The sequence below is a fragment of the Bradyrhizobium guangzhouense genome, from assembly GCF_004114955.1.
Classification (GTDB): Bacteria; Pseudomonadota; Alphaproteobacteria; order Rhizobiales; family Xanthobacteraceae; genus Bradyrhizobium; species Bradyrhizobium guangzhouense.
The window spans coordinates 6,531,861-6,545,000 of sequence record NZ_CP030053.1; the positions used below are offsets into that span (position 1 = coordinate 6,531,861).

12 protein-coding genes (1 of these 12 cut by a window edge) are annotated in these 13,140 nt (G+C 63.2%); 8 read left to right on the forward strand and 4 right to left on the reverse strand.

The genetic code is table 11. From position 1 onward, the window contains the following. Window positions 1–40: 40 nt before the first annotated feature. Window positions 41–643 (reverse strand): TetR family transcriptional regulator, encoded by a 603-nt coding sequence (locus XH91_RS31145; RefSeq protein ID WP_164933684.1) that lies wholly within the window; start codon window positions 641–643, stop codon window positions 41–43. Between the two features lie 207 nt (window positions 644–850). Between XH91_RS31145 and XH91_RS31150 the strand changes: the two genes are divergently transcribed. Beyond that, window positions 851–2,023: an acetyl-CoA C-acetyltransferase gene (locus XH91_RS31150; protein WP_128954147.1), complete on the forward strand. Its 1,173-nt coding sequence runs from the start codon at window positions 851–853 to the stop codon at window positions 2,021–2,023. A 101-nt stretch (window positions 2,024–2,124) separates the two neighbouring features. Then, window positions 2,125–3,669, forward strand: a complete 1,545-nt coding sequence (locus XH91_RS31155) for an acyl-CoA synthetase (RefSeq protein ID WP_128954148.1) — start codon at window positions 2,125–2,127, stop codon at window positions 3,667–3,669. Between the two features lie 145 nt (window positions 3,670–3,814). On the opposite strand, the gene XH91_RS31160 is transcribed toward XH91_RS31155, so the two are convergent. Continuing rightward, window positions 3,815–4,357, reverse strand: coding sequence for a methylated-DNA--[protein]-cysteine S-methyltransferase (locus XH91_RS31160; protein WP_128954149.1), 543 nt, complete (start codon window positions 4,355–4,357; stop codon window positions 3,815–3,817). Between the two features lie 173 nt (window positions 4,358–4,530). On the opposite strand from XH91_RS31160, the gene XH91_RS31165 reads away from it, so the two are divergent. The 5 genes from XH91_RS31165 to XH91_RS31185 all read left to right on the forward strand — a co-directional run bounded on the left by XH91_RS31165 (window position 4,531) and on the right by XH91_RS31185 (window position 9,447). Further along, window positions 4,531–5,349: an alpha/beta fold hydrolase gene (locus tag XH91_RS31165; protein WP_128954150.1), complete on the forward strand. Its 819-nt coding sequence runs from the start codon at window positions 4,531–4,533 to the stop codon at window positions 5,347–5,349. Between the two features lie 3 nt (window positions 5,350–5,352). Beyond that, window positions 5,353–6,165 (forward strand): alpha/beta fold hydrolase, encoded by an 813-nt coding sequence (locus tag XH91_RS31170; protein ID WP_128954151.1) that lies wholly within the window; start codon window positions 5,353–5,355, stop codon window positions 6,163–6,165. Window positions 6,166–6,329: 164 nt separating this feature from the next. Next, window positions 6,330–7,007 carry a GntR family transcriptional regulator gene (locus XH91_RS31175; RefSeq protein WP_128954152.1) on the forward strand — a complete coding sequence of 226 codons (678 nt, stop codon included), beginning with the start codon at window positions 6,330–6,332 and terminating at the stop codon, window positions 7,005–7,007. A gap of 149 nt (window positions 7,008–7,156) precedes the next feature. Further along, window positions 7,157–7,957 (forward strand): phytanoyl-CoA dioxygenase family protein, encoded by an 801-nt coding sequence (locus XH91_RS31180; protein ID WP_128954153.1) that lies wholly within the window; start codon window positions 7,157–7,159, stop codon window positions 7,955–7,957. A 182-nt stretch (window positions 7,958–8,139) separates the two neighbouring features. Continuing rightward, complete coding sequence (locus tag XH91_RS31185; protein WP_128954154.1) at window positions 8,140–9,447, forward strand: NAD(P)H-dependent oxidoreductase; 1,308 nt, start codon at window positions 8,140–8,142, stop codon at window positions 9,445–9,447. 45 nt (window positions 9,448–9,492) lie between these two features. On the opposite strand, the gene XH91_RS31190 is transcribed toward XH91_RS31185, so the two are convergent. Further along, entirely contained in the window at window positions 9,493–9,807 is a 315-nt protein-coding gene (locus XH91_RS31190; protein ID WP_128954155.1) for a hypothetical protein, read from the reverse strand. Between the two features lie 194 nt (window positions 9,808–10,001). Between XH91_RS31190 and XH91_RS31195 the strand changes: the two genes are divergently transcribed. Continuing rightward, entirely contained in the window at window positions 10,002–11,951 is a 1,950-nt protein-coding gene (locus XH91_RS31195) for a hybrid sensor histidine kinase/response regulator (protein WP_128954156.1), read from the forward strand. 54 nt (window positions 11,952–12,005) lie between these two features. Here the strand turns inward: XH91_RS31195 and XH91_RS31200 are convergent, their stop codons facing one another. Next, on the reverse strand, window positions 12,006–13,140 hold the 3' portion of the coding sequence (locus XH91_RS31200) for a sulfatase-like hydrolase/transferase (protein ID WP_164933685.1). It continues 557 nt past the right edge of the window; 1,135 of the gene's 1,692 nt are visible here — the last part of the coding sequence; its start codon lies beyond the right edge, outside the window — the gene reads right to left on this strand; it ends in the stop codon at window positions 12,006–12,008.

The window sequence follows — 13,140 nt, forward strand, 5'->3', positions numbered from 1 at the left end:
TTGGGCGTTTCTTCTCTAGACTTATTGAGCGATGGCCGGATTATCCGGCAGCAGCGGCTTCCTCGGCTTGCGTGAGGATGCCGCCGCAGATCAGCGTTTCCATGTGCTTGATGTATTGCCGGCAGACGTCGTCGGTGACCGGGCCGACGCCGGTCGCGCGAGACATCGCGTGCCGGCCGAAGAACAGATGATCGCAGGCGCCGATCAAGCTGGTGTAGAACAGCACCGGATCGGTTTGGCGGAACTCGCCGCGGCTGACGCCCTCGGCAAGCAACCGGCGATGAAAGTCGAGCAGCGGCGCGACGAAAAATTTCGAGACTTCGTCCGCGGAGCCCGCGACGCTCTCGTGCAGCAGATAATGGATCAGCCGGTTCATGTAAGGGAACCGATGATAGGCACGGATGATGCCGGCGATGTGCAGCTTCAGCTTCGCGGTCGCCGTGATCGGCTGCGCCAGCAGATATTCGAGATTGGACATTTCGGTCGCGGCATCGCGTGCGAGCAGCGCCAGCAGCAGTCCGTCCTTGTTGCCGAAATGATATTTGACCAGCGCGGCGTTGACGCCGGACTTCTGGGCGATGTCGGAGAGCGAGATCTCGATCGAGGAGCGTTCGATCATCAGCTCGCTGGCGGCCACGAGCAATTTCTCTGCCGTGGAATTCTTTCCGCTGGGGAGCCTGTTCGGTACGCTGGAAGTCACGGAGATCCCTGTTCTCACCGCTTGAAGCGGCCCGCAGATAAGCCCAAGCAGCGCCTCCCCACAAGAGTTAATTGATCGATTGACTAAACGATATCCAGCCCCTTAAAACCCCGACAAACCCAATTCAGAACAATCATGGGAGAGACCGAAATGGCCGAGGCATACATCGTCGCCGCTGCGCGCACCGCGGGCGGGCGCAAGGGGGGCCGCCTCGCCGGCTGGCATCCGGCCGATCTGGCCGCCAAGGTGCTGGACGAGCTGGTCGATCGCACCAAGGTCGATCCCGCGCTGGTCGAGGACGTGATCATGGGCTGCGTGATGCAAGTCGGCGAGCAGTCCAACAACGTCGCGCGCAACGCGATCATGGCCTCGAAGCTGCCGGAGAGCGTGCCCGGCACCTCGATCGACCGTCAGTGCGGCTCCTCGCAGCAGGCGCTGCACTTCGCGGCGCAAGCCGTGATGTCGGGCACAATGGACGTGGTGATCGCGGCCGGCGTGGAATCGATGACGCGGGTGCCGATGGGCCTGTCCTCGCAGCTCCCCGCCAAGAATGGCTTTGGCAATTACAAGAGCCCGGGCATCGAGGCGAGATATCCGAACATCGTGTTCAGCCAGTTCACCGGCGCCGAGATGATGGCCGAGAAATATGGACTGTCGAAGGATGACCTCGACGAATACTCGTTCCAGAGCCATCAGCGCGCGATTGCGGCAACGCAAGCCGGTCACTTCAAGAAAGAGATCGTCCCGCTCGAGATTGTCAGAGCCGATGGCAGCAAGGACACCCACCACATCGACGAAGGCATCCGCTTCGATGCCACGCTCGAAGGCATCAAGGGCGTCAAGCTGATCGCCGAGAACGGCAAGCTCACCGCGGCCAGCGCCAGCCAGATCTGCGACGGCGCCTCCGGCGTGATGGTCGTGAACGAGCGTGGCCTCAAGCAGCTCGGCGTCAAGCCGCTCGCGCGCATCCACCACATGACCATGACCGGCGGCGATCCCGTCATCATGCTCGACGCGCCCCTGCACGCCACCAAGAAGGCGCTGGAGAAGGCGGGCATGACGGTTGACGACATCGATCTGTTCGAGGTCAACGAAGCCTTCGCCTCGGTGCCGACGGGCTGGCTGAAGACGACCGGCGCCGATCCGGCCCGCCTGAACGTGAACGGCGGCGCCATCGCGCTCGGCCATCCGCTCGGCGGCTCCGGCACCAAGCTGATGACGACGCTGGTCCACGCCCTGCACCAGCGCGGCAAGCGCTATGGTCTGCAGACCATGTGCGAGGGCGGCGGCATGGCCAACGTGACGATCGTCGAACGACTGTAAGAAGAAAAGCGAAGAACAAATGGCGAGTGGTTGATGGTGATGGGGAGCGGCTTCCGCCCCTGTCGCCATTCACCGCTCGCCTCTTTTTTTGAGGGAACGCCATGACCCATCCGTCGATCCACGCTCGCACCACGCCCGACAAGATCGCCTACCAGATGGCCGGAACCGGCAAGGCGATCACCTATCGCGAGCTCGACGAGCTCTCGAACCAGGGCGCGCAGCTGTTCCGCTCGCTCGGGCTGAAGGCCGGCGACCACATCGCGCTGTTCATGGAAAACCGGCTCGCCTTCATGGAGATCTGCTGGGCGGCGCAGCGCAGCGGGCTCTATTACACCGCGATCAGCCGCTATCTGAAGCAGGACGAGATCGACTACATCATCAGCGATTGCGGTGCCAAGGTCGTGATCACCACGCCGAAATGCGCCGACCAGATCAAGGACCTGGTCAAGGGCAAGCCCGGCGAGCCGATCTTCTACATGATGGACGAGCCCCTGTCCGGTTTTCGCTCCTACGACAAGGAAGCTTCCGCACAGCCGACCACGCCGATCGCCGACGAGGTCGCCGGCTACGACATGCTGTATTCGTCGGGCACGACCGGCAGGCCGAAGGGCATCAAGAAAGCGTTCGAAGGCAACAGGATTGACGCGCCGAACGCATTCCTGCGCGTGCTTTGCGCCGACATGTGCGGCATGAACGCGGAGAGCACTTATCTCTCCCCGGCGCCGCTCTATCACGCAGCTCCGTTGCGCTTCAACATGATGGCGATCGTGCTCGGCGGCACCTCTATCATCATGGAGCACTTTGACGCCGAGGAGTTTCTCAGGCTCGTCGAGAAACACAAGGTCACGCAATCGCAGCTCGTGCCGACCATGTTCGTGCGCATGCTGAAGCTGCCGGACGAGGTCCGCGCCAAATACGACGTCTCGACGCTGAAGGGCGCAATCCACGCCGCCGCACCCTGCCCGGTCGACGTCAAGGCCAAGATGATCGAGTGGTGGGGTCCGATCCTGATCGAGTACTACGCGGGATCTGAAGGTAACGGCGTCACCGTGTGCAACTCGCAGCAATGGCTGGAGCATCGCGGCAGCGTCGGTCGTGCCGTAGTCGGCAAGATCAAGATTCTGGACGAGAACGACGAGGAGCAGCCGGCGGGCGAGATCGGCACGGTCTACTTCGCCGATGCGCCTGTCTTCACTTACCACAACGATCCAGAGAAGACGAAGAAGGCCTACAACGCCAAGGGATGGTCGACGCTCGGCGACGTCGGCTACCTCGACAAGGACGGCTTTCTGTTTCTCACCGATCGCAAGTCCTACATGATCATCTCGGGCGGCGTGAACATCTACCCGCAGGAGACCGAGGACGTGCTGATCACCCACCCCGAGGTCGCCGACGTCGCGGTATTCGGCGTGCCGAACGAGGAAATGGGCGAAGAAGTGAAGGCCGTCGTGCAGCCGCACGACATGAAACGAGCCGGCAAGGAACTGGAGGCCGATCTGATCGCCTACTGCAAGACCCGCCTCTCCGCCATCAAGTGCCCGCGCTCGATCGATTTCGAAGCCGAGCTGCCGCGCACGCCCACGGGCAAGCTGGTGAAGCGGCATCTGCGCGACAAGTACTGGCCGAAAACCGCGGCGAAGATTTAGGACGAGATTCGTAGGGTGGGGTTAGCCGAAGGCGTAACCCACCTCTTTCGTTTCCGCGGCAGCAGAAGTGGTGGGTTACGCCTAGCGGTTTGCGCTTCGCGCAATCCGCGCGGCTAACCCACCTACGAAGTCAGCGCAAACAGCCTCAATCAAACAGGCTCGGCGTGTGGTTCACCAGCGCGCCTTCGATCTCCAGCATCTTCAGCTTGGTGACCACGCCGCCATTCGCCGAGAAGCCGCCGGGCTTGTTGCCGGCCGCGAGCACGCGGTGGCAGGGCACAACGATCGGGCACGGGTTGCGGCCGAGCGCCTGGCCGACGTCGCGCGACAGCTGGACACCGCCGAGCTGCTTGGCAATATCGCCATAGGTGATGGTCTTGCCGGGCGGAATCGCGCGGGCGATCTCGTAGACGCCGCGGTTGAACTCGGGCACGCCGTCGAGATCGAGCGCGATATCGGTGAGGTCGTCGGGCTCGCCCGCGAGCAGTTTTGTCATGCGGTCGATCGCGTGCTGCACCTCGGGGGTCGGCTCGGCTTCGGTGGCGTCGGCATGGCGCTGGCTGATGCGGGTGCGGATCTTCTGCTCGCCGCCCATCGGCAGCTGCGTGCCGTTGATGCCGCGCGGGCCCCAGGCGATGGCGCAGAGGCCGATCCTGGTGTCGAACAGGGCAAAATGCTGGTCGGTCATGGCTGGGTTCCTGAGCTTGCGTCCTTCTCGCATGCCCCCATTGTGTTCTAGGCCCAAATCTAGGCTTGGAAATAGTTGCGATCCACCCGGTTTCCGGGAATCTTGCACAGGAGTTCCGCACACCTTTCCGCGAGCCAATACTTCCGAGAAGCCAATACTTCCGAGAGCCAAGTATGCAAAGCCTCCACGTCTCTGGATACGACATGCCCTATCTCGACGTGGGCGAAGATCGGAGCCGCCCGCCGCTGGTGTGCGTGCACGGCTCGCTCTCCGACTTCCGAGTCTGGGGCTGCGTGCTCGGGCCGCTGACGCAGCGGCACCGGATGATCGTCCCCAGCTTGCGGCACTTCTTCCCCGCGCAATGGGATGGCGTCGGCGACACCTATTCGATCGCCCAGCACGTCAGCGACGTCATCGCCTTCATCGAGAAGCTCGACCTCGGGCCGGTCGATCTGATGGGCCACTCCCGCGGCGGCCATATCTGCTTTCGCGTGGCACAGCAACGGCCGGATTTGTTGCGACGGTTGATCCTGGCGGAGCCCGGCGGCGAGCTCGATGCGAGTCTCGATCCCGATTATGCGGGCGGGCCCTCGCCGCTGCTGGCACGGTTCACGGCCTCGGCGGAGAAGATCGCGGCCGGCGATGTCGATGGCGGCCTCGCCGTCTTCGTCGACACGCTGGAGGGCGCCGGCACCTGGCCGCGGCTGCCGGCGATGGTGAAGCAGAATTTGCGCGACAATGCGTACACGCTGATCGGCCAGGTCCGCGACAATCGGCCGCCATTCTCCAAAGCGGATGCGGAGGCGATTCTGATGCCGACGCTGTTCATCCTGGGCGCACGGACCAAGGGCCTGCTGCCGAAGGTGCTGCACGCGCTCGCGGCGCACGTGCCCTATTCCAAGACGGCGATCATCCCGAACGCGACGCATCCGATGTTCGAGCAGGCGCCGCAGAATTATTCCGAAGTCGTCCTCGACTTTCTGGCGAGCTGAATCATGCAGAGCTTTCGCGTCAACGGTTACGACATGGCCTATCTCGACATCGGCGAGGGCCATCCGCTGGTCTGCGTGCATGGCACGCTGGGCGATTTCCGCACCTGGTATTCGGTGCTCGGTCCGCTGTCGAAAAATCATCGCGTGATCGCGGTCAGCCTGCGGCATTTCTTTCCCGAACATTGGGACGCCGTCGGCGACGACTACAAGATGGCGCAGCACGTGTCCGACGTGGTTGCCTTCATCGAACAGGTCAAGCCGGGACCGGTCGATCTGATGGGCCATTCGCGCGGCGGACACATCGCCTTCCGCGTCGCGCAGGCGCGGCCCGATCTGCTGCGCAAGCTGGTGCTGGCCGAGCCGGGCGGCGATCTCGATGCCAGCCTCCCGGTGCCGGAAGGCACGCCTGTCTACCCGCCCCTCGCGGCAAAGACGATACGTTCGGTCGAGATGATCCGCGCCGGCGACATCGAAGGCGCGCTGCAGAACTTCTATGAAGGCATCGAGGGCGACGGCTCGTGGCGGCGCGTGCCGGCGGCCGCAAAACAACAGCTGCGCGACAACACGTTGACCTTTCTTGGCCAGATCAACGAGCAGCGCCGGCCCTATACGCTCGCGGACGCGCAGGCGATCAAGACGCCGACGCTGCTGATCGGCGGCGGTGCCACCACCGGCAGCCTGTCGGTGATGTGGCGCGTGCTGGCTGCGCACATCGCAGGTAGCACGACGGCGGTGATCGAGAATGCCGGACATTGGATGTTCGAACAGGCACCGCAGGAGTTCAGCGCGGCGGTGAGCCGGTTCCTGACCGGCTAGCGGCCGGGTGGCTGCTCACAACAGCGAAAACAACCCCATGCACAGTAGGCCGCCTCCAATAAAATCAAGACCTTACGTACCCTCAACCAGAGGCATTGACGGCACGCCCCTCCGGCGATACCTTCGAATACGGAATTCCGTATTCCCTTTTCGGAGCCTCCGGCGTGATCCCTCTCGACCCGCTCCCGAACCTGATCGACCAGGTCTATGCAAGGATCCTGGAGGCGATCTCCGATCGCACGCTTCAGCCCGGCCAGCGCATCCGGCAGAACGAGCTCGCCGACAAGCTCGGCGTCTCGCGTCAGCCGGTGTCGCACGCGCTGCATCTGTTGCACCGGCAGGGCCTCGTTGCCGAAAGCGGCAAGCGCGGCTTTGAAGTCACCCAGCTCGATCCCGCGCGCATTCGTCAGCTTTACGAAGTGCGCGGCGCCATCGACGCGCTCGCGGCCCGGCTTGCGGCCCAGCGTGCCGCAACCGATGCTGCCGGTCGTACGCGGCTTGAAGTTGCGCTCGCCGCCGGACGCCGCATCGATCGCAAGACTGCGCTCACGGACCTGATCGCGCTCGATGTCGAATTCCACCGTGCCATCTATCAGCTCGCCGGCAATCCCGTGATCGAGGAAACGATCACGCCGCAATGGCCGCATATGCGCCGCTCGATGGCAACCGTGCTGTCCGAGCTCGACTATCGCGGCAGCGCCTGGGCCGAGCATGCCGATATCGCCAAGCACATTTTCGCGGGCGACGCTGATGCGGCCGAGCGCACCGCGCTCGCGCATGCGCAGACGGCGGGACGGATGACTGAGGAGAGATTGAGGGCGACGGACGAGGTGGCGGCGTAGCTCGCTGTCATTCCGGGGCGACGCGTAGCGTCGAGCCTGGAATCCATCGAACGGCATACGCTGCGGAGAGATGGATTCCGGGTTCGCGACTTCGTCGCGCCCCGGAATGACAACAATCAACAGAATAACAAACAACAGGAGGACGACCCATGAGACTATCCCAGGAGCAATTGGAGTTCTTCCACCGCGAGGGTTGGCTGTTCCTGCCCGAACTGTTTACCCAAGAGGAGGTCGATCTCCTCGCGCGCGAGGCGGTCGGGATCTATGACGCCAACCGGCCGGAAGTCTGGCGCGAGAAGAGCGGCGCGCCGCGCACGGCCTTTGCAGCACATCTCTATAACGAGGCCTTCGGCATCCTGGGCGCGCATCCGCGCATGATCGAGCCGGTCGAGCAGGTGTTCGGCGAGCCCGTCTACATGCACCAGTTCAAGATCAACGCGAAATCGGCCTTCACCGGCGATGTCTGGCAGTGGCACCAGGATTACGGCACCTGGAAGCGCGACGACGGCATGCCGGAACCCCGCGCCATGAACATCGCGATCTTTCTCGACGAGGTGATGCCGATCAACGGCCCCCTGATGCTGGTGCCGCGCAGCCAGAATGCCGGCGATCTCCAGGCCTCGCATGATCTCTCGACGACATCCTACCCGCTGTGGACGCTGGACGAGGATACGGTGACGCGCCTCGTCAAGCAGGGCGGCATCGTCGCGCCGACTGGCAAGCCCGGCGGCATGCTGATGTTCCACGGCAATCTCGTGCACGGATCGAGCGGCAACATCACGCCCTACCCGCGCAAGATCGTCTACCTGACGCTGAACGCGGTCTCGAACTACATCCGCACCCCGACCAGGCCGGAATACATCGCGCACCGCAATTTCACGCCGATCAAGACGGTGGATGATGATGCCCTGGTGCGGCTGGCGCGGGCACCGCGACAGGCGGCGGAGTGAATGGGTCTCGCGCCCCGGACGCAGCGCAGCGCGGAAGCGGTGCGCTGCTGAGCCGGGGCCCATGCCACACGGATCGTTTTTCTCTGGGTCCCGGCTCTGCGGAGCAGCGTTGTCGGACGGTGCTCCGCATCGCCTAGGCTGCACCGCGTCCGGGACACGACCATTCCGCAGGATAATTTCGCATGAACCTCTACCGCCTCCTCCAGGCCCGCGCGTCCGCCGGAAAGCCTGTCCGTGTCGCACTGATCGGCGCCGGCAAGTTCGGCTCGATGTTTCTGGCACAGGTGCCGCACACGCCGGGGCTGGAGGTGCCAATCATCGTCGACATCGACCGCGAGCGCGCGCGCGAGGCCTGCCGCACCGTCGGCTGGAGCGCCGAGCGGATCGCGGCGACCGTCTTCACCGACGACGGCGCACGCGCCATTGCCGGCGGCGCGATGGATGTGGTGGTGGAAGCGACCGGCAATCCCGCGGTCGGTATCAAGCACGCGCGCGCCGCGATCGCCGCGGGCAAGCACATCGTGATGGTCAATGTCGAGGCCGATGTGCTGGCAGGCCCCCTGCTTGCCGAGGAAGCGCGCAAGGCGGGCGTGGTCTATTCACTGGCCTATGGTGACCAGCCGGCGCTGACGGCCGAGATGGTCGACTGGGCGCGCGCCACGGGCTTCCGCGTCGTCGCCGCCGGCAAAGGCACGAAATATCTGCCTGCCTATCACGACGTGACACCCGACGGCGTCTGGCAGCACTACGGTCTCACCGCCGGCGAAGCACAGTCGGCCGGCATGAACCCGCAGATGTTCAACTCCTTCCTCGACGGCACCAAATCGGCGATCGAGATGGCCGCGATCGCAAATGCCTGCGCCCTCGACGTGCCCTCGGAGGGACTTCTGTTTCCGCCCTGCGGGGTCGACGATCTGCCGCACATCATGCGGCCGCGATCGCGCGGCGGCGTGCTGGAGCGGTCGGGCGTCGTCGAAGTCGTGTCCTCGCTGGAGCGCGACGGCCGGCCGGTGTTTCGTGATTTGCGCTGGGGCGTCTATGTCGTGCTGGAAGCGCCGAACGACTACGCCGCCGACTGTTTCAGGCAATATGGCCTGAAGACCGACGCCAGCGGGCGCTTTGCCGCGATGTACAAGCCCTACCATCTGATCGGGCTCGAACTGAACATCTCGGTGCTGTCAGCGGCGCTGCGCGGCGAGCCGACCGGCCAGCCATTCGGCTTCCGCGGCGATGTCGCCTCGGTCGCCAAGCGCAATTTGCGCGCCGGCGAAATGCTGGACGGCGAAGGCGGCTACACGGTGTGGGGCAAGCTGGTGCCGGCGGCTGCGAGCCTGAAGGCCGGCGCCCTGCCCATTGGCCTCGCGCATCGTCTCAAGCTCAAGCACGACGTCGCCCATGGCGAGATCGTGCGCTGGAGCGACGTCGAGTTCGACGCCAACAGTGAGACGATCAGGACGAGGAAGGCGATGGAGGCGGCGTTCGCGACATAGCGAGGTCGTCGGGAGGGCACCGATCCGCTGGAGCTCGACTAAAGCTCACAACGAGTTCTTCCGAAGCGTTCCGCATAGTTCGAACTCGGAACGCAACTCGGCTACTGAATGCATGATCCGTTCGAATGACTCAGTCGCGCGTAGACGGCCGCGCCCCCGAGACACCAGCTGACTGATGCTTGCCATCAGGATGCTTGATGTCTCGATCCGCGACAGCTGCGCGTCAAGGCCGCCCAATTCTTCGTCGCCCGAGAGCTCAGATGCCAACTCATCACAGAGCCTGGTGAGCTCGGAAGCGAAATCATCCGGTGACAGGCTGTGGTCGGGAGAAGGGAATTGCAGGATGTTGTCGCGCTTCATTCGGGCCTCCGTCACTAAACGGCGGTCGCGCGGCTTTGGATCAGTGTGCACCAAGCTGACTGAGCCGCCCATGCTGACGATCACCCAGGGAAGCCGTCAAGACGTGCTGTCGTGGAACCGGCGGATCATTACTCCGCGGGAACCTTTTACGCGGCTGCGGGTTAGCCCCATTCCGCCCCCTGAGTTCTCGTTGAATGAAAACAACCGCCGCCGCGGATCCCCAAAGCCTTGAGTTGCTGATCAACGGGATCGTCGATTACGCCATCTTCATGCTGGATACCAACGGCCTGGCCAGGACCTGGAACAAGGGTGCTGAACGCCTCAAGGGCTATGCGGCCAATGAGATCATCGGGAAGCCTTTTTCGACGTTTTACACCCCTGAAGATCGGGAAAAAGGGTTGCCGACGAAGGCGTTGACGACCGCCGCGGAGACAGGACGCTTTGCCACCGAAGGCTGGCGCGTCAGAAAAGACGGCAGCCGCTTCTGGGCGCTCGTCGTTCTCGACGCCATCCGTGACGAGCAAGGCGGTCTCATCGGGTTCGCCAAGGTGACGAGAGACATCACCGAGCGGCAGCAGGCCCACAACGACCTCCTGGAAAGCGAACGACGATATCGCCGGCTCGTTGAGGCCGTCGTCGACTACGCGATTTTTCAGCTCGATCCTTCCGGACATGTCGCGACCTGGAATCCCGGGGCCGAGCGCATCAAGGGCTATCGGCCAGAGGAGATCATCGGCCGACATTTCAGCACCTTCTACACGCCCGAGGATCTTGAAAAAGGGGTGCCGAAACTGGCGCTGAGGGAGGCTACTGAAAAAGGGCGGTTCGAAGCCGAGGGCTGGCGCTTGCGCAAGGACGGCACGCGCTTCTGGGCCTCGGTCGTCATCGATAGGATCACCGACGAGAGCGGCACGATCATCGGCTTTGCGAAAGTCACGCGGGATCTCACCGAGCGGAAGCAGGCCCAGGACGAGCTTCAGCGGGTCCAGGAGCAACTCGTCGCATCCCAGAAGCTCGAGGCGGTCGGACAGCTCAGCGGAGGCATCGCTCATGACTTCAACAATCTCCTGATGATCGTCCTTGGAAACCTCGAGAACGCAGAACGCAACAGCCGCAACATCGGAGGACCGAACCTTCATCGCGCGCTGTCAAACGCGAAGCGCGGCGCTCAACGGGCCGCGGCGCTGACATCTCGGTTGCTCGCCTTCTCGCGCCGCCAGGCGCTCGACCCAAAGCCGATCAACCTCAACGGCTTTCTGAGTGGGCTGCAGGAGTTCCTTCAGCGCACCCTGGGCGAACGCATCGAAGTGCAGACGGTCGGCGGCGCCGGCCTTTGGCAGATCGAAGCGGACGTGAACCATCTGGAATCGACCATCGTCAATCTTGCGATCAATGCCCGTGATGCGATGCCGAACGGCGGGAAGCTGACCATCGAGGCGGCCAATGTCTCCGCTGACGAAGACTATTCGCGTGCCAACCCGGAGCTCGCAGCCGGCCAATATGTCATCGTTAGCGTGAGCGATACCGGCACCGGCATGACAGCGGAGGTCCTGAATCATGCATTCGAGCCGTTTTTTACGACCAAGGAACCTGGGCAGGGGACCGGCCTTGGACTGAGCCAGGTCTATGGCTTCGTCAAGCAGTCCGGCGGGCACGTGAAGATCTACAGCGAGGTCGGGGAAGGCACGAGCATCAAGATGTACTTTCCGCGTTACGCCGGCGGTGCGCAGCCCGGCTCCGACGATGCGGACGAGTTCGTATCGGAAGGCGTCTCAGCAGAGACCATTCTCGTCGTCGAAGACGATGCCGATCTCAGGACCTACGTTTCAGACGCGCTGCGGGATCTCAATTATCGGATTCTGACTGCCAGCAGCGCGCAGGGCGCTTTGACGATTTTGTTGCAGGAAGATCAGCACGTCGATCTGCTTCTGACCGATGTCGTCATGCCCGGCATCAACGGTCGCGAGCTGGGAAAACGCGCGCAGCAGATCAGACCCAAGCTCAAGATTCTCTACATGACCGGCTACTCGCGCAACGCGGTCGTTCACCAGGGGCGCCTCGACGAGGGCGTCGATCTCCTGGAAAAGCCCGTCACTCAGGCAAGGCTGGCGTTGAAGATTCGCGAGCTGTTGGATCGAAGCTAAGCAGCGCACGGCTTGTGCGATGGCTGCTCGCAGAACGCGGCAAGCTTAACGCGCTTACCGGGCGCTCGGCATCAGATCGATGAGACCCAGATCCACAAGCGTGCGATGGAAACGACGTTTCCGTTCGGAGGGTGACGCGAAGTAGGCTTCTCGGCAATCATCCAGCAGGCTCGCGCGGGTGGCGAATATCGGGTCGAGCGCAAGGCCGGCCCGTTGCAAGGCGACAGTTCCGAGAAAGGCGATGTCGAGGTCGGCGCCTGGTCCAGGGCTGAAGTGGGGGATATTGAGGGCTTCTATCGCGTAGAATGTACGAAATGGGCTGCGCCCATCTCCCTGATGTTTCCGCTGTCGATCGATCTGCTTCGTCAAGACGGGCTGATGATCCCCGTAATGCACGATGAGAACAGGCCGGTCAGGGAAGCTGGCTGCCAGCTTCGCCCTGGCGGCTTGCCAGGCAGACGCGGTCTCTGCCAGCCGCGCGTAATATTCGGCGTATCCGGCATTGGGGAGGCTGGCCATGGCAAAGGCGCGCTCCTGCTCGAATTGACCTGAGGGCACAAGCTGCCTGGTGTGCGGGCCGTGATTGAAGTTGGTCAGTGCATAAAGAAACCTCGGTGCCGGGTCGTCGGCGATTCCTTTGATATGCGCATCGATGACCGCATCGAGAAACACCGCATCGGAATTCGTTGCCTCGAAACGCCTGGCGTCGAATGGCGGCGGGAGCTCGTCGACGAAGATGCGCTCATCGACGCCGATTGAACCGTAGAATTTGTCGTAGCTGAGAAACCCGCGGCGACAGCTGGATATCAGCATCGTGTTGTAGCCGATCGACGCCAGCGAACGTGGCAAGCTGCTGTGAAAACGGCCGGCGCCCTTCTGGAAGAGATAGTAGGCGCTCGAGCCGAAGCTCGCGCTCGAGAGACCGGTCAACAGGCTGAATTCGGATTGCCACGACCCTCCGCCGAAGATGTCGACGTTCAGGTGGCCAAACTCCGCACCTGGCGGGGACAGGAAAGCCTCGACTGTTGGCTCGACCGGAAGGCCGAAAATGCGCGGGTCGAAGACGGACTCGTGCTGGATGACGATGATGTCGGGAGAACAGGCGGAGCGCGCCGGCATCGCCTCTCTTAGGGGCAGCGGCTCGCTTGCGATATCGCTCAGCGCCAAGGCGCCGAACTGTCGCCAGCAA